We start from the raw sequence: 20,549 nt of genomic DNA, 5'->3' as shown, positions 1-20,549 counted from the left end.
GCGCTGGGGACGTCGCCGATCTTCAACGCACTGCTTTACGGCTACGGCGTGCCGTGTCTCGGGCTCGTCTTTTCCGCTGTCCTGCTCACCTCCAGGGGACACGACAGGTCCGCGGGGCGGATGCAGGCCGTTGCCATCGTCTCGGTGGTGGTCACCCTGGCCATGCTGGCGCTGCACTGGGTTGATCCGCATTTCCGCTTCGACGCCTGGCAGGCGAAATTTCAGGCGGCGGCGATGCTGGTCATTATCGGTGGCGCGGTTTCGCTCGGCCTTACGCGGTTCCTGCCGGGGGAGCGCGGCTCCGTGCTGGAGCAGGCGTCCATCTGGATCAGCGCTGGCGGCATTGTCTACGGCGCATTCACGCTGTTCTTCGAGTTCAATCCGCTTGTGACCGGCGCACCTGTCGGCGCAGGGGTCTTCGGCAACTGGGTGAGCTTTGCCTATGGCTTGCCGTTCTGCTCTTCGGTATCCTTGCCCGGGTGGCCTGGCGGGTGCGGCCGAAACCCTATGTTCTGACGGTCGCCGTCTTTTCGGCAGCGATGGGGTTTGCCTTCGTCAATCTCACCATCCGCAACCTGTTCAGCCCGGACCACCTGATCGCCGAGCCTGTGTCCGATCTGGAAAACTACGTCTATTCCATTGTCTGGCTCGTGATCGGTGTCGCCTGTCTCGTCGCCGGGCTGGTGCGGAATTCCCTCTTCCTGCGTCAGGTCTCCGGCGTGGTGATCGGCCTGGTGGTGCTCAAGGTGTTTCTGGTGGACATGTCGGCGCTGGAAGGCGTCCTGAGGGCGCTGTCGTTCATCGGGCTCGGCCTGACCCTGATCGGTATCGGTTATCTCTACCAGAGAATGCTGTTACGGCCGTCCGGGGAGCCCCAGGACAACGAGGCAGGGGCAGGGGAGTTTTGACACAGGCTTGCTTGACCTGATGTGCAATCCCAAATAAGGCAGCAGAACCAGTCGGCCGGACAGCCGCTGCCGCAGGCGCCGAAAGGCCGCGGTGGAGGAAAGTCCGGGCTCCACGGAGACACGGTGCCGGGTAACGCCCGGCGAGGGCGACCTCAGGGAAAGTGCCACAGAAAGCAAACCGCCGCGGACTTGTCCGAGGTAAGGGTGAAAGGGTGGGGTAAGAGCCCACCGCGCCGCCGGTAACGGGGGCGGCACGGCAAACCCCACCGGGAGCAAAACCGAATAGGGGCAGCATGGGCGCAAGCCCGGCCGGTTTCCAGGCTCGCTGCCCGGGTTGGTTGCTAGAGGCGTTTGGCAACAGGCGTCCCAGATGAATGGCTGTCACGTCCGCGCAAGCGGGCCATACAGAACCCGGCTTACAGGCCGACTGGTCCTTTTTTCTTCAAGACAGGTTGTGGCCTGGGCGGACCGCCGTAGCGGCGGTCGTCTTGTTACTCTGAATGCTGGCGATCGTCGTCAACGAATGGCAGACCGGTGCCATTTTGGGCGCAGACTTTCTTGTAATCCGCCAGCACTTCGCTCAACGTCTCAAAGACGTCCTGAACCTTGTCGGGGTCCCGTTTGCCGTCTCCGGAGGGCGTAAGCGCTCTTACCAGATTGAAGAGTGTATCACCCTGGACCACGACGCCCGGATATCTTCTTCCCGGCAACTGAACGACCGCGTAGTTGTGCGCTTCCGTCAACAAGTCGGCTTTTTCGGTCATACGTTACCTGCAGGCGAAAGTGGTCTGTAAGCGATGGGTGTATCGTCATGACCTTCGCAAACAATTCGAGACCTGTCATCGGAATTCAAACACCGCTCATTTGGGAGTGTTCCATTAACAGCGGGAGCAATAGTAATCCCCCACTCACGTGCAATATCAAAGCAAGGAGAAACATTGATCCACGCGGCAATGTGTTGTCGGCGCAGTGAAGAAAAAGCGGAAAAAACACGTGGGTATAAAGCTTTAAAGCGAGCGCTCAGAGCAGATAAGCGAAAGTAAACATCAAAACCCTTAAAAACGGCTGGTGCTCGATGGTCGCGAATTCGACAATCGCTAGGGCTGCCACTATGCCAAGATAAATCGCCGTGCCTTTTCGCGGACGAAACGCGATCTTCAAGGCCTTGCCCAAGTTCATGTTTTCGCTGCACTTGTTTCTGTTATTGCTGACACCAATGTGTCGGCATCATCCGAGTTCACGAGTGGGCTAGTCAACTACTTGAGGTAGTGTTTTTCAGGTTTGAAGCAGACCATGAACTCAAGAGCGAGCGGCTCTGGCTGTTTTCAGCCAGAGCCGCGATAGATGGCGATGTGACTACCCCATAGTCTAAGTTCCGCTTCTCACCCCACCTGATACTGCGGGGCGCTGGCCAGGTAGGTGCCGTAGGCCTTGGCGTTCGGGTAGGAGAACTGCTCGGCGAGCGGATTGGAGCGTTTGTGTTTTTTCGCGCCGATATCGCTGAGCAACTCGTCGAAATGCTTGAAGTGGAACGGGGCCGAACACAGGCCGCCGTAGATCTGGGCGGCGGGGCGTTCGTTGCGTCTCCAGTTCAGCATCATCTCCATGTTGTCGCGCATCTCCTTGTCGGTCGGCTGATGGGCCAACTGGCCGTCACAGTACCGGACCAGCCAGTTCGCGATCATTTCGGCCGACAGCACCGTGCAGAAGCTGGAGTTGAAGCCGACGAAACCCATGTCGGGCAGGTCCGGGTTCACGGCAAGCCGGTAGACCCGGTACTGGCCGTCCGGTTCGATCAGTTTGTCCTGATACTCCTGGGAAAGATAGGGCACGCCGAGCTTCCAGCCGATCGCGAGGACGGACAGATCGCAGCGCACCTTGTCGCCGTTGGTCAGGACCGCGTGTCCGGGTTCGTAGTGGTCGATGGTGCCCCGGACCGGTTTGATCGTGCCGTCATCGAACCCTTCGAAGAGGCCGGGGGTCACGATCGGAACCGAACAGGAGATGTCCTTTTCGATGGGCACATCGGGCACCATGTCCCATTTCTTGAGCCGGAGCTGGGTCTTGAGCAGCATCTCCAGGCCGCGGAAATTGGCCCAGATCAGCGGCTTGAACACGGCGGCGATGACCCGAGCCAGGGTCGAGCGTCCCCATGAATTGAACTGCTGTTCCTGCGCGCGCATGTAAAGCAGGCGCTTGAAGTTGATGCCGCCGACGAAGTAGGGGATCCGCCAGACCGGCTCGCGGTAGACGAGTGTCACCGACTTCGCGCCGTTCTTCGCGGCATTCACCGCGATATCCGTGGCCGATTTCGATCCGCCCAGCACCACGACGTTCTTGCCTTCGGCCATCGCGCTGTCGGTATATTCCGAGCTGTGAATGACCGCGCCGCCGGCGGACGTGAATTCTTCCTGACCGGGATGGGTGATGATGTTCTTGTCGGAAAACTGGCCTGTGCAGACCGCGACGAAGTCGAAATCTCGGGTCCAGGTAGTGCCGGCCGCCTCCAGCGTCAGGGTCCAGCCGGGCTTGCCGTCCGCGCGGCGGTCCATGGACGCCACGTTGGTGTTCAGCTGGAATAGCCGCGCGAGCTTGTGCTTGTCGGCATAGGAATGCAGGTACTTGTGGACCTGCGGTCCCTTGGGCCATTCCGGATAGTCGTCCGGCATGGGCAGGTCGGTGTAGCAGTACAGCTCCTTCGGCGACTGGGTCTGCACGTCCGGATAGGAGCGCGACAGTTCCCAGACGCCGCCGAAATCGTGGCTGCGTTCAAAGCCGATGACGCGGTGACCGCGTTCGTCGAAGGCTTTCGCGGCCGCAAGACCGCTCACGCCGCCGCCGATGACGGCGACAGTCTTTCTGTTGATCATGCTGATGTTCCTTTCGCGTGACGCCGGGCCGGGTCAGGCCTGGTCGGGCGGCGGCAGGAAATCGACTTCGTGCAAGGCGGACAGGCGCACGAGTTCTGCCGGATCGGTCACGCCGTCGAGGGCGATGAACAGGTCGTAGAGCTTGCGCGAGGGGGCGACGCCGAACACGCAGGTCGCGGTCTTGCCCGAGCGGTTGAAGATGCCGTGGGCCTCGCCCATGGGCATGCGCACCGTATCCCCGGGGCCGGCCTTGTGAACCTGGCCACCCATCTCGACTTCCAGATCGCCGTCCAGCATGACGATCCATTCGTCCTGCGTCGGGTGGATATGCGGCGGCACGAATGTGTCCGCCGGGATCACGGCATGCCAGACGAAGGCATTGGTGCTGAGGAGTTTCGGCGTGTAGGTGTGGCCGACGACGTTCCAGGCGAGGTTGTCCAGACCGGCATCTGCGCCGGTTATTCCTGCTCCATGTTGCATAGCTGTCCCCTTTTTTATGGTTTGACAGCTGTGAGCCTAAGTCTGCCGCGACGCTTTCTTTTATCCAGATTGCGAAATTTCTTGATGGCCGGCGGCAAATTGCCACCTTGCGTCTAGTCGGCCCGCTTGCAGCCTGACTTTGCCGCATCTAAGCTTTTTGGATGTTGGCTGAAGATCAAAAGACCGTGCCGCTCAGCAGGTTTTGCCGGTTTCAGACGGCCGATCTCGATGAGGCACGCGAAATTGTCGCGAGGAACTTTTGCGCCCATCGCCTGGACAGGGCTTCGGGGGAGGGGCGGTTCGATGCCTGTCAGAACCGGGTAGAGGGCCGTTCGATCTCGCTGAATTACATCCGCTACGGCGCGGATGTGGAGATCGAGCCGGGGGAACTCGACAGTTTCTTCCTGATCCAGATCCCGCTTGCCGGGCATGCCACCATCCGCAACGGCCGGGCGACCGTCTCCTCTAGTAGCCGCGTTGCCACGATCCTCAATCCGGACTGGCACACCGCCATGCGATGGCATGACGGATGCGAACAGCTTCTCTTACAGATCGACCGCGGCTTTATGCGCGACGTTGCCGAACGAATGACGGGCATGCCCCTCGACCAGGGGGTCCGGTTTTCGCCCCGGATCGATCTGGACAAGCCGGGGACGCGGGATTGGTTCGCTAAGCTGCGCGCCGTGGTGCGTGCCGCCGAGGCCGGCGCGGTCTTTTCCGGCTGCGACGGATTCCAGCAACGGCTGGTCGAAGAAAACCTTATCGTTCATTTGCTCGAAACCCAGCCCAGCGGAATTTCGCCGCTTCTGGAGCGTCCGGTGTGCACTTCCGCCCCGGCGGTCCTGAAACGGGCGCTGGCGATCATCAACGAGCGGTTCGCAGCCCCCCTGAGCCTGCTCGATATCGCGACGGCGGCCGGAACGACGCCGAGGACGTTGCAGCTGGTCTTCAGGAAGGAACTGGGGCAAACCCCGATCGAATACCTTCAGGACCGCCGACTCAGCTTCGCGCGCCATCTGCTTCTGTCCGAGACGGGGCATAGAAGCGTCGGGGATGTGGCCCATCTTTCCGGCCACAGACATTTCGGCCGGTTTTCCGCCGCCTACAGAGAGCGTTACGGCGAGCATCCCCGCGAGACCCTTCACGGCACAGAGAGCTTCTGAGCCCGTCAGTTCCCTGAGAGGAAGGCGATCTTTTTCGCAATCGGTCCATATGGAAGCCGACGTGCAGGCCGGCGCCTTCATTTTGCATTCTTCCAAAGCTGATGTGCATCGAAATTCCGACCTGAGCCGCCGCATATTTTGGCTGTCGCTGATCGATTCCCTCCATTTGTCAAGGCTTCGTTAATCTTAACAGGATCAAAATTGCTTTGATTGCTGACACTTGTCCGTAAGCAGGTCTACGACCATGGGATTCCATTGACGTCCCATAAGATCCCATGATATCCCATAAAAACCCAGAATGGGGATTGGCGGCCCATGTCAGGGCGGTTACGGCGGCTCCTATTTGGTGCCGCTCCAGGCCGAAAACCGGCCGTCGTTTTTCATTCAGGGGGAACTTGGGCTTGGTCAGGCAGTTTTGCCTGCTTAGAGGGGTGTTATGGCCGGTTTTGTGTCGCATTTTACCAACCGGCTGGATGCCAAGGGTCGTGTTTCGATCCCGGCACCCTTCCGTGCGGTTCTTGCGCGCGACGGCTTCGAAGGCCTTTACTGCATCGCCTCTCCCCATTGTGCCGCCGTCGATGCGGGCGGTAACGAACTCCTCAGCGAAATCCAGACCCGGCTCGACGCGTTCGCCAAGCTGTCGCCGGATCACGATGCCCTGGCCGTTGCGCTTTTCGGCGCCAGCGAGACGCCGAAGATCGACGGCGACGGCCGGATCATGATTTCAGACATGGTCCGCGAACACACCGGCATCACCGACCAGGTCACCTTCGCGGGCCTTGGCTACAAGTTTCAGATCTGGGAACCGGAAAAGTTTCGCGAGCATCGCGCGGAGGCCCAAAAGCGCGCGCTCGCGATGCTGTCGGGGCAAGTGGCCCCGACACCCTTGCCAGGAGAGCCGGCATGATGGCGCTGAGCGAAAGAAGCCCTGCTTCGGATGCCGGCGGACCTGTGCGTCATGTGCCGGTTCTCCTGAAAGAGGTTCTCAGATATCTCGAGCCGAAATCGGGAGAGGTCATGGTCGACGGAACCTTCGGGGCCGGCGGCTACAGCCGCGCGCTTCTGGAGGCTGGCGCATCCGTCGTCGGGATCGACCGCGATCCGGATGCGATTGCAGGCGGTCAGTCCCTTGTTGAAGAGGCGAAGGGGCGGCTGACGCTCGTGCCCGGCCAGTTCGCCGATCTCGATGCCCATGCCCGAGGTGCCGGTTTCGAGCATGTCGACGGCGTGGTTCTGGACCTCGGCGTGTCGTCGATGCAGCTCGATCAGGCGGAGCGGGGGTTCTCGTTCCTGCGCGACGGGCCGCTCGACATGCGCATGGAGCAGGCGGGGCCGTCCGCTGCCGATGTGGTCAACAAGATGGCGGTGAAGGACCTGATCCGCGTCATCGGCCTGCTCGGCGAGGAAAAGCGGGCGACGACCGTTGCCCATGCCATCGATAATGCACGCAAGGAAAAGCCGTTCGAGCGGACCGCGGAGCTGTCCGCCCTGATCGAAAAGGTGCTCGGACGCTCGCCGAAAAAGGCCCAGATCCATCCGGCGACACGGACGTTTCAAGCGCTGCGCATCTATGTGAACGGCGAACTGCATCAGGCAGCCCGGGTGCTTGGCGCTGCCGAGAAGATCCTGAAACCGGGCGGGCGGCTAGTTCTGGTCAGCTTTCACAGCCTGGAGGACCGGATCGTGAAGCGGTTCTTCCAGGACCGCACCAAAACCCGTGGCGGCGGCTCCCGGCACATGCCGGAAGAGGACGTGCCGCCACCGACATTCGAATTGCTCACGCGCAAGGCGGTGGAAGCGGACGAGGCGGAAACGGACGCCAATCCGCGGGCCCGGTCCGCGCGGCTTCGTGCCGGGCGCCGGACAGACGCGCCGGCGCGAGAGCTGGATATACATGCGGCAGGTGTCCCAAGGCTTGCCGAATTTGACGGATTAGGAGGCTGAGATGGGACGCTATCTCAATATTCTCTTCGTACTTGCCGTCGTGATCGGTGCGGCTGCGGTCTATGACATGAAGCTTGCGGCCAAGAAATCGGCCTCGCGGGTCGCGGAACTGCAGCAACAGATCGACGAGGAGCGGGAGAGCATCCGCATGCTCAAGGCGGAATGGAGCGCGCTCAATCAGCCCGAGCGGCTGCAGCATCTCGTCGAACGATACAACTCCTATCTTCAGCTCCAGCCGCTGGAGGTGGATCAGATCATATCGCCGGAGGACCTTCCGGTCCGTCCGGTGCAGCTGAAGCCGGTCGGCGGTTCCGACCCGATGGGCGGTTACGCCGGCACCTCCCAGGTCATCAGGTAAGGGCGACGGCATGGCAATTACCCACGACACCGGTTCCATTCTTCAGGTTCGCCGCGCGAAACCGCGTCCGGTGCATGGCTCGGTGTCTTCCAGCGCGGTCAAGTCCCGCGTCTATCTGGCGATGATGGCGTTCGCATTCGTCTATCTGATGATCGGCGGCCGCCTCGTGCTTCTGGCCGAGATGGACGAAACCCAGTCGCCGGCTTTGATGTCGGCGCAGGATTCCGTTGCCGCCTCGCGACCCGATCTGCTGGACCGTAATGGCGAGATCCTTGCGACCGATATCAAGACGGCCTCGCTCTATGCCGAACCGCGTCGTGTGCAGGATGTCGACGAGACCGTCGAAGGTCTGACGAGCGTCCTGCCGGATCTGGACGCCGCCATGGTTCGCCGGCGCCTGGAGAGCCGGGCCGGATTTGCCTGGCTGAAGCGCGAACTCACGCCTGACCAGGCGAACCAGATCCATAATCTCGGCCTGCCGGGCATCAAGTTCCTGCCCGAAAACAAGCGGTTTTATCCGGGCGGTCCGACCGCCGGCCATATTGTCGGCTCCGTCAACGTGGACAATCAGGGCCTGACCGGGATCGAGAAATACATCGATGACGAATGGCTGGCGGATCTGCAGAAATTCGGTTTCGCTTCCGATCGGCCGATGGAGCCGGTTCGTCTGTCCGTCGATCTCCGCGTACAACACGTGGTTCGCGACGAACTGGTCAAGGCCATGGAGCGCTACCAGGCCATCGCCGCGATCGGTATCGTGCTTGATGCGAAGACGGGCGAGGTCGTCGCGATGTCGTCCCTGCCGGACTACGACCCTAACGACCGATCCGAGGCCCTGGACAAGAACCGGCTCAACCGGGCGACCGGCGGCGTCTATGAAATGGGGTCGGTGTTCAAGACCTTCACCGCGGCCATGGCGCTTGATTCGGGTAAGGTTTCGATCAACGACAGCTTCGATGCCTCGCGTCCGATCCGTGCGGGCGGCCGCACGATCAACGATTTCCACGGCAAAAACCGGATCCTGTCCGTGCCGGAAATCTTCATCTATTCGTCCAACATCGGCACCGCAAAGATGATGCTCGCTACGGGCATCGACAAGCAGCAGGAGTTCCTCGGACGGCTCGGCTTCCTGGAGCGGCCGCATACCGAGCTGCCGGAAAATGCGGCTCCGCTGCTGCCGCCGAAATGGTCCGAACTGGCGGCCATGACCATTTCCTTCGGCCACGGCATTTCGGTGACGCCGATGCAGACCGCGGTCGCGGCTGCCGCTCTGGTCAATGGTGGCACGCTGTTGCCGCCGACCTTCTTCCCGCGCAGCAGCGACAAGGTCAAGGCATTGGGAAAACGGGTTGTTTCCGAAGAGACCAGCCGGATCATGCGCTATCTGTTCCGGCTGAACGTTCTGTCCGGCTCCGGACGGAATGCCGATGTGCCGGGCTATACGGTGGGCGGCAAGACCGGGACGGCGGAAAAGGTCGAGAACGGCGTTTATGTTTCCAACAAGCGCCGGAACTCCTTCCTGTCGGCCTTCCCGATGGACGATCCGCGCTACGTGGTGCTGGTGGTCGTCGACGAGCCGAAGCCGGAAAAAGGCAAGTACGGCGCGACCGCAGGTCTGAACGCGGCACCGACCGTTGGCGCCATCATTCGCCGGGCCGCACCGATGCTGGGCGTGATGCCGCGCTTCAGCGATGGAGAACAACCGATTGAAATAAACTATTAGAGCATTCGCATACCGGCGGGGTCGCAGCCGAAATCCGGTACGTGAATGACAAAATGACGACGCACTAACCGGACGACCGTATGAAATGCATCTTGAAAAATTAGCGCGCGAGCTGGACCTGCCGGAAGGGGCGGAGACGGTCGATATTTGCGGTCTGACCGCCGACAGCCGTGCGGTGGAGCCCGGTTTTCTGTTTGCCGCCCTGAAAGGGGCAAGCACGGACGGCGCGCGCTTTGTCTCCGGTGCGGTGGAGGCAGGCGCTGTTGCAATCTTGTGCGCGCAAGAAGCGGCCGACCAGGTGCGGGCCGATACAGCCGGACGTGCCGTCGTCCTGACAAGTGCCGAACCGCGGCGCAGCTTCGCCCTGATGGCGGCGGCCTTTTACGGCGATCAGCCTGAAACGGTCGTTGCGGTGACAGGGACCAGCGGCAAGACCTCCGTTGCCCATTTCGTGCGCCAGATCTTTCAGGTCGCCGGCCATTCGGCCGCAAGCCTTGGTACCATCGGCACTGTGACTGCGGACGGCCGCATCTACGGCGGACTGACGACGCCGGATCCGGTGGCGCTCCACAAGGAACTCGCGCGGTTGGCTCGCGACAAGATCACCCATGCCGCGCTCGAGGCTTCCAGCCATGGTCTCGACCAGTTCCGGCTCGACGGAGTGCGCCTGACGGCCGCCGGTTTCACCAATCTCGGCCGTGACCACATGGACTATCATGCGACGGTTGAAGATTATCTGACTGCGAAACTGCGCCTGTTCCGCGATCTTCTGCCCGCGGGCGGGACGGTTGTCGTCGATCCGGGCGAATCCTACGCGGACCGGGTTCTTGCGGTCGCGGCGGACCGGAAGTTGCCGGTCATCAGTGTCGGCGAAACCGGCAAGGACCTGAAGTTGACCGGATTGCGCCAGACGACTTCGGGGCAGGTGCTGACCATCCAGACATCGCGCGGAGACTACACGGTGACCCTACCGATGATCGGACGGTTCCAGGTCTCCAATGCTCTGATCGCAGCAGGTCTGGCGATTGCCGCGGGGATTGAAACCGGCAAGGCGCTGAGATCTCTGGAAAGCCTGAAAGGCGCGCCGGGACGGTTGGAGTTTGCCGGAAAGACCTCGAATGGCGGCACGGTCGTCATCGACTATGCCCACAAGCCCGATGCGCTTGAAAACGCGCTTGCGGCCCTGCGCCCGTTTGCGGACGGCAAGCTGATCGTCGTGATCGGGGCCGGCGGCGACCGGGATCCGGGTAAACGTCCGTTGATGGGCCGGATTGCCGCCGAGAGGGCGGATATCGTCATCGTGACCGATGATAATCCGCGCAGTGAAGATCCGGCAACGATCAGGAAGGCGATTCTGGAGGCGGCACCCGGTGCGCTAGAGATCGGCGATCGCGGTGAGGCCATTCGCGAGGGCGTCCGGCGGCTCGGACCGGGCGATATTCTGTGTGTGGCCGGAAAAGGTCATGAAACGGGCCAGATTGTCGGCAAAACGGTACACCCCTTTTCCGACCACGAAGCCGTGGCCGAAGCCATTGCCCTTGGAGATGCCCGATGACCGAACCGTTGTGGTCCCGAGAAGCTTTTGTCGAAGCGACCGGCGGAGAAATCTCCGGCAAGGTTCCAGACGCAATTATGGGTATTTCCATCGACAGCCGGACGCTGCAGCCGGGCGACGCCTTTGTTGCCATCAAGGGTGACCGTTTCGACGGCCATGATTTCGTTGGAGCCGCCCTCGAAGCCGGAGCATCGCTGGCGCTTGTGGCCCGAGAGCGTATGGCCGATCTGCCCGAGGGCGGCCGGTACGTGATCGTCGACGATCCGCTCGAAGCGCTCAGCCAACTCGGCGTTGCCGCCAGGGCACGGACGGATGCCCGAATCGTCGCGGTAACCGGATCCGTCGGCAAGACCGGAACCAAGGAAGCCCTGCGTCTGACGCTGGAGCGGTCCGGCAAGGTGCATGCGTCGGTCGCCTCCTTCAACAATCACTGGGGCGTTCCCCTGACGCTTGCGCGCATGCCGGCCGATACCGAATACGGGGTGTTCGAAATAGGCATGAACCATGCGGGCGAAATCACGCCCCTGGTCAAGATGGTGCGCCCGCACGTGGCGATCATCACCACGGTGCAGCCGGTCCATCTGGAGTTTTTTGGGTCAGTCGAAAAGATCGCCCAGGCGAAGGCGGAGATTTTCGCAGGGCTGGAACCGGGCGGTGTTGCCATCCTGAACCGGGACAACAATCAGTTCGATCTTCTGAAATTCCTGGCAACCGCAGCCGGTGTCCCGCGCATCGACACGTTCGGCGAAACCGCCGGTGCGGATTCGGTCGTAGAAAAGGTCTCGCGCCAGCCGGGAAGCTCCAGCGTACAGGCGAAGATCCTCGGTCAGGAGATTACCTACAAGATCGGCGCGCCGGGACGCCATCACGTGAAGAACAGCCTCGCTGTGCTCACCGCCGTCGTCGAACTCGGCGCCGATCTGGCGCTGGCGGGACTGGCGCTGGCGGAGATGCGCGCGCCGAAGGGGCGTGGCGAGGTGACCCGGCTGAAGCTGCCCGACGGCCATATCGATGTGATCGACGAAAGCTACAACGCCAATCCGGCGTCGATGAAGGCTGCCCTGGAGGTTCTGAGCGAAGCGCCTGTGTCCCGTCCGGGCCGGCGCATCGCCGTGCTTGGGGACATGCGCGAGCTCGGAGAACAGGCGGACCAGCTTCATGCGGGCCTTTTCGCCCATCTCGGTGACGCGAGGGTCGATACGGTTTATTGCTCGGGCCCGCACATGCATGCGCTTTGGGATCTGTTGCCCAAACACCAGCGCGCAGCCTATGCGGAAGAGGCGGCCGGGCTTCGCAACCGGTTGCTGGAAGATGTGCGCTCCGGCGATGTGATCATGATCAAGGGGTCGCTCGGATCGAAGATGGGGCCCCTTGTTGAGGCTCTGAAAAAGGAATATCCGCCTGCGGACGAAACCGTGGCGGCTTGAGGACCTTCGGATGTTTTATTTTCTCGGCGAATTCGCCGACCAAATTTCTGCCTTGAATGTGTTCCGGTACATCACGTTCCGGACCGGCGGTGCGATCATGACGGCCCTGTTCTTCGTGTTCCTGTTCGGACCGAAAATCATCAACAGCCTGCGCCTGCGCCAGGGGCACGGACAGCCGATCCGCGCGGACGGACCGGAAGGCCATCTGTTGAAGCAGGGTACGCCGACCATGGGCGGGCTGATGATCCTGTCCGGCGCCCTCGTCGCGGCCCTGCTGTGGACGGATCTCTCCAATCCTTACGTCTGGATCGTGATCGGGGTGACCGTCGGTTTCGGCCTGATCGGATTTTACGATGACTATCTGAAGGTGACGAAATCCAGTGCCAAGGGTTTCGGCGGCAAGGCCCGGCTCGGGCTGGAGTTCCTGATCGCAGCATTGGCCGCCTACGCGGTTACCCTTCTCGACAATCCGCCGTTTTCGACCTCCATCGGCTTCCCCTTCCTCAAGGCGGTGACCTTCAATCTCGGCCTTTTCTTCATTCCCTTTGCCGCCTTCGTGATGGTCGGCGCGGGTAATGCGGTCAACCTGACCGACGGACTCGACGGGCTTGCCATCGTTCCGGTGATGATCGCCTGTGCGTCCTTCGCCCTGATCGCCTATCTCTCCGGGAACGCGGTCTTTGCCGAATACCTGCAGATCCACCACGTGCCCGGGACCGGCGAACTGGCGGTCATATGCGGCGCGGTGATCGGGGCGGGTCTCGGCTTCCTGTGGTTCAATGCGCCGCCAGCGGCCATCTTCATGGGCGACACCGGATCCCTGGCGCTCGGCGGTATGATTGGTGCGATTGCGGTTGCCACCAAGCACGAGATCGTTCTTGCCATCGTCGGTGGCCTGTTCGTGCTGGAAGCGGTCTCTGTGATCGCCCAGGTGATTTCCTTCAAGCTGACCGGCAAGCGGGTCTTCCGCATGGCGCCGATCCACCATCATTTCGAATTGATGGGCTGGACGGAGTCCCAGGTCGTGATCCGGTTCTGGATCATCTCCGTCGTCCTCGCCCTGATCGGCCTTGCAACCCTGAAGCTGAGGTAGGCGCATGATTCCGGTTACCTCGTTCAAGGGCAGGCATGTGGCGCTGTTCGGTCTCGGCGGTTCCGGGATGGCGACAGCGCGTGCGCTGGTGGCCGGCGGCGCGCAGGTAACGGTGTGGGACGATGCGCCAGCGCGGGTCGGTATGGCCGTGTCTGAAGGGCTGAACGCGCAAGACCTGCGCGAGGCCGACTGGGATGATTTCGCCGCGCTCGTACTGGCACCCGGCGTGCCGCTGACCCATCCGCTGCCGCACTGGACAGTGGACCGGGCCCGCGATGCCGGTATCGAGGTGATCGGTGACGTGGAACTGTTCTGCCGGGAGCGGCGCAAGCAGTGTCCCGACGCGCCGCTGATCGCCATTACCGGTACCAATGGCAAGTCGACCACTACGGCTCTGATCGCCCATCTCCTCAAGACGCTCGGCTACGACACGCAGATGGGCGGTAACATCGGCATACCGGTTCTGGAACTGGAGCCGCTCGCGCCCGGACGGCACTATGTGGTCGAATGTTCCTCCTATCAGATCGACCTGGCGCCTGGCCTCGATCCGACGGTGGGTATTCACATGAACCTGTCGCCGGACCATTTGGACCGGCACGGTACACTGGAACGCTATGCGGCGATCAAGGAACGGCTCGTTAAAGGCAGCGAAATGGCTGTCGTCGGTGTCGATGATCGGCTGTCAGCGGCCATTGCCGACCGCAGAGAACTGACTGGAAAGCCCTTGTGGCGGATTGCAGGCGAGCGGGAAGTGACAGAAGGCGCCTATGCCCGACATGGCGAGCTGTTCGAAGCCCATGACGGCGCCCAGGTCCGGGTCGCGAGCCTTGCCGGGATCGACAGCCTGCGCGGCGACCATAACGGCCAGAACGCGGCGGCGGCCTTCGCAGCGCTGCGGACGCTCGGCATTCCGGCCGAAAAGATTGCCGAAGCGCTGAAAAGCTTCCCCGGATTGCACCACCGCATGGAGGTGGTCGCTCGGTCCGGCCGGATCCTGTTCGTCAACGATTCCAAAGCGACCAATGCCGATGCGGCGGCCCGCGCGCTCGCCAGCTTCGAGCGCATCTACTGGATTGCCGGCGGTCGTGCCAAGGCCGGTGGGATCGCGCCGCTGGAGGAATTCTTCCCACGCATCGCCAAGGCCTATCTGATCGGTGAGGCAGCAGACGACTTCGCAAAGACCCTGGGCAATGAGGTTCCCTACGAGATCAGCGGAACACTGGATACGGCGGTTCGGCAAGCCGCAGCTGATGCCGCAAAGGACGCAGCGCCCGAGATGTCCGTGCTGCTGTCGCCGGCCTGCGCGTCGTTCGACCAGTATCCCAATTTTGAAATCCGGGGCGATGCCTTTGCCAAGGCAGTCCGTGCCCTGAAGATGGTCGTCACCAGCCAGGAGGTCGCCTGATGGTCAGCCGCGCCGATCGCAGCCGCTTTGCGGAATGGTTCTGGACCGTGGACCACTACCTGCTCGCGGCCTTCTTCCTGCTCATGGTCGGCGGCGTGGTCCTGTCCTTTGCCGCCAGCCCGCCGGTCGCTGAGCGGATCGGCGTCGAGACCTTCTTCTTCGTCAAACGCCAGGCGCTGTTCTTAGGTCCCGCACTTGGCATCATGCTGGCCGCGTCGCTGATGTCGCCGCGCATGGTCCGGCGGGCAGCCCTCCTGATCTTCATTGCCTCCGTGGTGATGCTGATCGCCACGCTGTTCATCGGCCTGGAGGTCAAGGGGTCGAGGCGCTGGATTTCGCTTCTCGGCTTTTCGATCCAGCCTTCGGAATTCCTCAAGCCGGCCTTCGTCGTCCTTGTCGCCTTCCTTCTGTCGGAAAGCGGCCGCAGGCGCGAGGTGCCGGGCGTTTTGTTCGCCATTCTGCTTTACGTCATCTGCGCGGCGCTCCTGATCGCCCAGCCGGATTTCGGCCAGACCATGCTGCTGGGCGCGGTCTGGGCCGGCCTGTTCTTCCTGAACGGACTACCGTGGTTCCTGATTGCCGGCCTCGGCGTGGTCGGGGTCATGGGCCTTGCTGCCGCCTATGTGTTCCTGCCGCACGTGACCGCCCGTGTGGACCGGTTCCTGGACCCGGCTTCGGGGGACACCTACCAGATCGATACGGCTATGGATTCGTTCCTGTCCGGCGGCTGGTTCGGACGAGGGCCTGGAGAAGGGACCGTGAAACGGATCCTGCCCGACAGCCATACGGACTTCGTCTTCGCCGTGGTGGCCGAGGAATTCGGCATCATCGTCTGTCTGGCGATGGTCGCGATCTTCGCCTTTATCGTCATTCGCGGGCTCAGTCACGCGAGCAGGGACCAGGATGCCTTCGGCCGGCTGGCAACGGCCGGGCTCACGGTTCTGTTCGGCCTGCAGGCTTCGATCAATCTGGCGGTGAACCTCAATCTGATGCCGCCGAAGGGCATGACCTTGCCGTTTATTTCCTATGGCGGCTCGTCGCTGCTGTCGTCGGCCTTGACCGCAGGCGCGCTGCTGGCGCTGACCAGGCGCAGGCCGCGGCCGACCCGCGGTGAGCCCGTGACCGTCAGCCGCCTTTCGCCTTCCAGCCTCATGTGAGGATCGAGCGTTTAGAGTCATGAGTAAAACCATTCTTCTCACGGCAGGCGGTACGGGCGGGCATTTGTTTCCGGCTCAGGCGCTGGCGAGCGAACTCGGCCGGCGCGGCTGGACGGTGGAACTTGCCACCGACGAGCGGGCCGATCGCTATGGCCAGGCCTTCCCGGCCCGCAAGGTGCATATCATCGCGTCCGAAACCCTGCGCGGGAAATCGCCGGTTGCCTTGGCGAGAACCGCCCTCAGCCTGCTGCGCGGCACCTTGCAGGCCCGCGGTGTTATTAAGACACTCAAGCCGGCCGCCGTGGTCGGGTTCGGGGGCTATCCGACGTTTCCGCCGATGTTTGCCGCGCGGCTGACCGGGACGCCGTCCATTCTGCATGAGGCCAATGGCGTCATGGGGCGGGCGAACCGGATGCTGGCCAAGGGGGCAACCGCAATTGCCACCAGTGTGCCGCTGAGCGGATTGCCGGCCGATCTCGCCTCCAAGGTGGTGGAGACTGGCAATCCCGTGCGCGATGCCGTCATTGCTGCCTCTGGAAAACCTTATCAGCCGCCAGCGTCGGACGGCCCGTTTCATTTGCTCGTCTTCGGTGGCTCGCAAGGCGCGCGGTTTTTCTCCGATCTGATGCCGGAAGCCCTGAAGCATGTGTCCGATGAGCTGCGTGGACGGCTCAAGCTGGTTCAGCAATGCCGGCCGGAGGATCTGGACCGGGTCGAAACGGCTTACCAAAAGCTCGGGATCGATGCAGAGCTCCATGCGTTCTTCCAGGATATGCCGGAGCGGATCGCGGCCTCGCATCTGGTGGTCTGCCGTGCGGGCGCTTCGTCTGTCAGCGAACTCACGGTCCTGGGGCGGCCGTCCATTCTGGTCCCCCTGCCGCATGCATTGGACCAGGACCAGAGCGCCAATGCCAAAGGGCTGGAACAGGCCGGCGGGGCCTGGCCGATCCGCCAGGTCGACCTGACGCCGGAGCGCATGGCGCAGGAACTGGAGCGATTGTTCCACGCCCCTGATCTGCTGGCGAAGGCTGCGGAGCGCGCGCTCGGGCAGGGCAAGCCGGACGCGGTCGCACGGCTTGCGGATCTCGTGGAACGGATCGCCGCAAAGAAAAAACTTGAAGCAGGAGACGGCGCATGAAGATGCCGCAGGATATCGGCCCGGTGCATTTCGTCGGCATCGGAGGCATCGGGATGAGCGGCATCGCGGAGGTGCTGAAGACGCTCGGCTACGAGGTCCAGGGCTCCGACATGGCCGACAACGCCAATGTGAAGCGCCTGCGCGAGCACGGTATCAAGGTGAGCGTCGGCCATGCGGCGGAAAACCTGGGCGAGGCGGAAGTGCTCGTGGTGTCCTCGGCGATCAAGAAGGACAATCCGGAGCTGGTCGCGGCGCGCGAAAAACTGATCCCGGTCGTCCGGCGCGCCGAAATGCTGGCCGAACTGATGCGCTTCAAGCAGGCGATCGCAGTAGGCGGAACCCACGGCAAGACGACGACCACCTCGATGATTTCGGCCTTGCTCGATGCCGGCAATCTCGATCCGACCGTCATCAATGGCGGCATCATCAACGCTTACGGCACCAATGCGCGCATGGGGCAGGGCGACTGGATGGTCGTGGAGGCGGATGAAAGCGACGGCACCTTCGTCAAGCTGCCCGCCGATATCGCCGTGGTGACGAATATCGATCCGGAACACCTCGATCACTATGGCGACTTCGCCGGCGTGCGTGCTGCCTTCCGCCAGTTCGTGGAAAACGTTCCCTTCTACGGTTTTGCCGTCATGTGTCTGGACCACCCGGAAGTGCAGACCCTGATCGGTCAGATCGAGGACAGGCGGATCGTGACCTACGGCTCCAATCCGCAGGCCGACGTCCGTTTCAGCGATGTCGACATGGGTGGCGGCAAATCGACGTTTTCTGTCGCGATCCGCGACCGCAGAAGCGACAGCGTGACGGAGCTTGACGGTCTCGTTCTGCCCATGCCCGGACTGCACAACGTTTCCAATGCGACGGCGGCGATCGCCGTGGCCGCGCAACTCGGTGTCAAGCCGGAAGATCTGCGCAAGGGGCTTGCCGCCTTCGGCGGGGTGAAACGCCGCTTTACCCATACCGGGTCGGTCAACGGCATCGAGATCTTCGACGATTACGGCCACCACCCGGTGGAGATCCGCGCCGTGCTTCATGCCGCCCGCGAATCCACCAAGGGCAAGGTCGTCGCCATCGTCCAGCCGCACCGCTATACCCGGTTGAAGAGCCTGTTCGACGAGTTCTCCAGTTGCTTCAACGATGCCGATAGCGTCATCGTGGCACCGGTCTATCCGGCCGGTGAACAGCCGATCGAAGGCGCCAGCCATCTGGACCTGGTGTCGGGCCTGAAGACCCGCGGCCACCGATCGGCTCGGGCGATCGACAATCCGGACGAACTGGCGAAGCTGGTCGCGGAGATAGCAGAGCCGGGGGACTATGTCGTGTTCCTGGGGGCGGGCAACATCACGCAATGGGCCTATGCGCTCCCCGATCAGCTCAAGCAGCAGCTTGGAGGTTCGGTGTGAGCTTTCCCGATCTCGTTGAGGTCTATCCGGACTTGGCCGAAGGCATTCGCGGTAAGCTGACCGCGAACCAGCCGCTTTCGGCGGTCACCTGGTTTCGGGTTGGCGGTCCGGCCCAGCTGATGTTCCAGCCGGCCGACGAAGAAGATCTGGCCGCCTTTTTGAAGAAGCTTCCCGACGATGTTCCGGTGCTGCCGGTCGGCCTCGGTTCCAATCTGCTGATCCGGGACGGGGGGCTCAAGGGTGTGGTTATCCGTTTGAGTGCCAAGGGCTTCGGGACGATCGAGGAAATCGGCGACAACCGGCTTCGCGCCGGCGCGGCAGTACCTGACAAGCGTCTGGCGGAAGCCGCGGCAAAGGCGGGACTGGGTGGATTTGCGTTTTACACCGGGATCCCGGGAGGTCTCGGCGGGGCGCTGCGCATGAATGCCGGCGCGCACGGTACCGAAACCCGCGAGCGCATGATGGAGCTGACCGCCATCGACCGGCAGGGCAACCGGCTCGTTCTGACCAATGAAGACATGGGCTATGCCTATCGCCATTCGGGAGCGTCGAAAGACCTGATCTTCACCGAAGCGGTCTTCGAGGGCACGCCCGCCGACGAGGCGGCGATCCGCAAGGAAATGGAAGAGGTCGTCGCGCACCGCGAACGCGCGCAACCGATCCGCGAAAAGACCGGCGGCTCCACCTTCAAGAACCCGGAAGGCAACTCCGCCTGGAAGGTGATCGACGCGGCGGGTTGCCGGGGCCTGACCATCGGCGGTGCGCAGATGTCTGAACTACACTGCAATTTCATGATCAACACCGGCAACGCCACGGGACACGACCTTGAGCTTCTGGGCGAAACGGTTCGGGCGCGGGTTCTGGAGCATTCCGGGGTCCGGCTGGAATGGGAAATCAAGCGACTTGGGGACTTCGGTCCCGAAGGTGCGATCGCGCCCTTCCTGGGCAAACTTGAGGAGGCCTGCTGATGGCGCAAAAACACGTGGCGGTTCTCATGGGCGGTTGGGTCAGCGAACGGCCGGTCAGCCTGTCGAGCGGGCGCGAATGTGCCAAGGCCTTGAAAGAGGCAGGCTACAAGGTCACCGAGATCGACGTCGACCGCAATGTCGCGGCCACCCTGAAAGAGGTTGCGCCCGACGTCGCCTTCAACGCGCTGCACGGGCCCTTCGGCGAAGATGGCTGCATCCAGGGCATCCTGGAGGTGATGGGCATTCCCTACACCCATTCGGGCGTGATGGCCTCCGCGCTTGCCATGAACAAGGTCAAGGCGAAGGCGGTGATGGCTGCCGCCGGCGTTCCGGTGACCGAACACTGCATTGTGAACCGGCACGAGATCGGCCGCGAACACCCTATGAAGCCGCCTTATGTGATCAAGCCGATCAACGAGGGATCGAGTTTCGGCGTCCTGATCGTGAAGGAGGACCAGGATTATCCACCGCAGGAACTGACCCGCGACGACTGGCCCTATCCGGACGTTTTGATGTGCGAACGGTTCATCGCGGGCCGCGAACTGACCTGCGCGGTCATGGGCGACAGGGCTTTGGGGGTCATCGACATCGTTCCGGTCGGTCACGGTTTTTACGATTACGATGCGAAATATCTGGAAGGAGGCTCGAAACACATCCTTCCTGCAAAAATTTCACCGATTGTTTACCAAAAAATACAGACACTGACACTCGAGGCTCATCAGTCTCTCGGCTGTCGCGGTGTGTCCCGCGCGGATTTCCGCTTCGATGAACGAGAAGACGGTACCGGCGAACTGATTTGCCTCGAAGTGAACACGCAGCCAGGCATGACGCCGACCTCTCTTGTGCCCGACATGGCGGCCCACGAGGGGATGAGTTTCAAGGACCTGGTCAGTTGGATGGTAGAGGACGCAAGTTGCTGTCGTTAAGGCGAAAAAACAGGCGGGACGA

Annotated in this window: 19 protein-coding genes, 1 other RNA gene and 1 pseudogene; 17 read left to right on the top strand and 4 right to left on the bottom strand. The window is 62.2% G+C overall.

Annotation, left to right across the window (positions count from 1 at the left end; translation table 11 throughout):
• The 3 genes and pseudogenes from ABIN98_RS26295 to rnpB form a co-directional block, all read left to right on the top strand.
• Window positions 1-516: pseudogene (locus ABIN98_RS26295) on the top strand (DUF2339 domain-containing protein); the annotation flags it as partial.
• Entirely contained in the window at window positions 492-908 is a 417-nt protein-coding gene (locus ABIN98_RS26290) for a DUF2339 domain-containing protein (protein ID WP_346914759.1), read from the top strand. The pseudogene ABIN98_RS26295 and the gene ABIN98_RS26290, both read left to right, overlap by 25 nt.
• 47 nt (window positions 909-955) lie before the next feature.
• An RNA gene (gene rnpB, locus ABIN98_RS26285) (RNase P RNA component class A) lies at window positions 956-1,343 on the top strand.
• 56 nt (window positions 1,344-1,399) lie between these two features.
• Here rnpB and ABIN98_RS26280 read toward each other — a convergent pair.
• The 4 genes from ABIN98_RS26280 to ABIN98_RS26265 all read right to left on the bottom strand — a co-directional run bounded on the left by ABIN98_RS26280 (window position 1,400) and on the right by ABIN98_RS26265 (window position 4,258).
• Window positions 1,400-1,672, bottom strand: coding sequence for a DUF6959 family protein (locus ABIN98_RS26280; protein WP_346914757.1), 273 nt, complete (start codon window positions 1,670-1,672; stop codon window positions 1,400-1,402).
• 256 nt (window positions 1,673-1,928) lie between these two features.
• Window positions 1,929-2,087, bottom strand: coding sequence for a hypothetical protein (locus ABIN98_RS26275; protein ID WP_346914755.1), 159 nt, complete (start codon window positions 2,085-2,087; stop codon window positions 1,929-1,931).
• A gap of 203 nt (window positions 2,088-2,290) precedes the next feature.
• Complete coding sequence (locus ABIN98_RS26270; RefSeq protein ID WP_346914753.1) at window positions 2,291-3,778, bottom strand: NAD(P)/FAD-dependent oxidoreductase; 1,488 nt, start codon at window positions 3,776-3,778, stop codon at window positions 2,291-2,293.
• Between the two features lie 33 nt (window positions 3,779-3,811).
• Window positions 3,812-4,258, bottom strand: coding sequence for a cupin domain-containing protein (locus tag ABIN98_RS26265; protein ID WP_346914751.1), 447 nt, complete (start codon window positions 4,256-4,258; stop codon window positions 3,812-3,814).
• A 161-nt stretch (window positions 4,259-4,419) separates the two neighbouring features.
• On the opposite strand from ABIN98_RS26265, the gene ABIN98_RS26260 reads away from it, so the two are divergent.
• The 14 genes from ABIN98_RS26260 (at window position 4,420) to ABIN98_RS26195 (ending at window position 20,527) form a co-directional block, all read left to right on the top strand.
• The gene (locus ABIN98_RS26260) at window positions 4,420-5,421 is read left to right on the top strand and encodes an AraC family transcriptional regulator (protein WP_346914749.1); all 1,002 of its coding nucleotides are present in this window, start codon (window positions 4,420-4,422) and stop codon (window positions 5,419-5,421) included.
• 436 nt (window positions 5,422-5,857) lie between these two features.
• Window positions 5,858-6,328 (top strand): division/cell wall cluster transcriptional repressor MraZ, encoded by a 471-nt coding sequence (locus ABIN98_RS26255; RefSeq protein WP_346914747.1) that lies wholly within the window; start codon window positions 5,858-5,860, stop codon window positions 6,326-6,328.
• Window positions 6,328-7,365 carry a 16S rRNA (cytosine(1402)-N(4))-methyltransferase RsmH gene (gene rsmH / locus ABIN98_RS26250; protein ID WP_394701630.1) on the top strand — a complete coding sequence of 346 codons (1,038 nt, stop codon included), beginning with the start codon at window positions 6,328-6,330 and terminating at the stop codon, window positions 7,363-7,365. The genes ABIN98_RS26255 and rsmH overlap by 1 nt, the downstream gene beginning before the upstream one ends.
• Window position 7,366: 1 nt before the next feature.
• Window positions 7,367-7,723, top strand: coding sequence for a hypothetical protein (locus tag ABIN98_RS26245; RefSeq protein ID WP_346914743.1), 357 nt, complete (start codon window positions 7,367-7,369; stop codon window positions 7,721-7,723).
• 10 nt (window positions 7,724-7,733) lie between these two features.
• Window positions 7,734-9,446, top strand: a complete 1,713-nt coding sequence (locus tag ABIN98_RS26240; protein WP_346914741.1) for a penicillin-binding protein 2 — start codon at window positions 7,734-7,736, stop codon at window positions 9,444-9,446.
• 85 nt (window positions 9,447-9,531) lie between these two features.
• Window positions 9,532-11,001: a UDP-N-acetylmuramoyl-L-alanyl-D-glutamate--2,6-diaminopimelate ligase gene (locus ABIN98_RS26235; RefSeq protein WP_346914739.1), complete on the top strand. Its 1,470-nt coding sequence runs from the start codon at window positions 9,532-9,534 to the stop codon at window positions 10,999-11,001.
• Window positions 10,998-12,428 (top strand): UDP-N-acetylmuramoylalanyl-D-glutamyl-2,6-diaminopimelate--D-alanyl-D-alanine ligase, encoded by a 1,431-nt coding sequence (locus tag ABIN98_RS26230; protein ID WP_346914737.1) that lies wholly within the window; start codon window positions 10,998-11,000, stop codon window positions 12,426-12,428. The genes ABIN98_RS26235 and ABIN98_RS26230 overlap by 4 nt, the downstream gene beginning before the upstream one ends.
• A 10-nt stretch (window positions 12,429-12,438) precedes the next feature.
• On the top strand, window positions 12,439-13,521 hold the full coding sequence (mraY, locus tag ABIN98_RS26225; RefSeq protein ID WP_346914735.1) for a phospho-N-acetylmuramoyl-pentapeptide-transferase: 1,083 nt from the start codon (window positions 12,439-12,441) through the stop codon (window positions 13,519-13,521).
• A 4-nt stretch (window positions 13,522-13,525) separates the two neighbouring features.
• On the top strand, window positions 13,526-14,926 hold the full coding sequence (gene murD, locus ABIN98_RS26220) for a UDP-N-acetylmuramoyl-L-alanine--D-glutamate ligase (protein WP_346914733.1): 1,401 nt from the start codon (window positions 13,526-13,528) through the stop codon (window positions 14,924-14,926).
• On the top strand, window positions 14,926-16,083 hold the full coding sequence (gene ftsW, locus ABIN98_RS26215; protein WP_346914731.1) for a putative lipid II flippase FtsW: 1,158 nt from the start codon (window positions 14,926-14,928) through the stop codon (window positions 16,081-16,083). Before murD ends, ftsW begins: the two co-directional genes overlap by 1 nt.
• 19 nt (window positions 16,084-16,102) lie before the next feature.
• Complete coding sequence (gene murG, locus ABIN98_RS26210; RefSeq protein ID WP_346914729.1) at window positions 16,103-17,221, top strand: undecaprenyldiphospho-muramoylpentapeptide beta-N-acetylglucosaminyltransferase; 1,119 nt, start codon at window positions 16,103-16,105, stop codon at window positions 17,219-17,221.
• Window positions 17,218-18,633 carry a UDP-N-acetylmuramate--L-alanine ligase gene (gene murC / locus ABIN98_RS26205; RefSeq protein ID WP_346914727.1) on the top strand — a complete coding sequence of 472 codons (1,416 nt, stop codon included), beginning with the start codon at window positions 17,218-17,220 and terminating at the stop codon, window positions 18,631-18,633. The genes murG and murC overlap by 4 nt, the downstream gene beginning before the upstream one ends.
• Window positions 18,630-19,601, top strand: a complete 972-nt coding sequence (gene murB / locus ABIN98_RS26200) for a UDP-N-acetylmuramate dehydrogenase (protein ID WP_346914725.1) — start codon at window positions 18,630-18,632, stop codon at window positions 19,599-19,601. The genes murC and murB overlap by 4 nt, the downstream gene beginning before the upstream one ends.
• On the top strand, window positions 19,601-20,527 hold the full coding sequence (locus tag ABIN98_RS26195; RefSeq protein ID WP_346914723.1) for a D-alanine--D-alanine ligase: 927 nt from the start codon (window positions 19,601-19,603) through the stop codon (window positions 20,525-20,527). The genes murB and ABIN98_RS26195 overlap by 1 nt, the downstream gene beginning before the upstream one ends.
• Window positions 20,528-20,549: the final 22 nt, after the last annotated feature.

Source organism: uncultured Roseibium sp. (genome assembly GCF_963675095.2).
Taxonomy (GTDB): Bacteria; Pseudomonadota; Alphaproteobacteria; order Rhizobiales; family Stappiaceae; genus Roseibium.
This window is presented reverse-complemented; position numbering and strand designations above follow the sequence as displayed.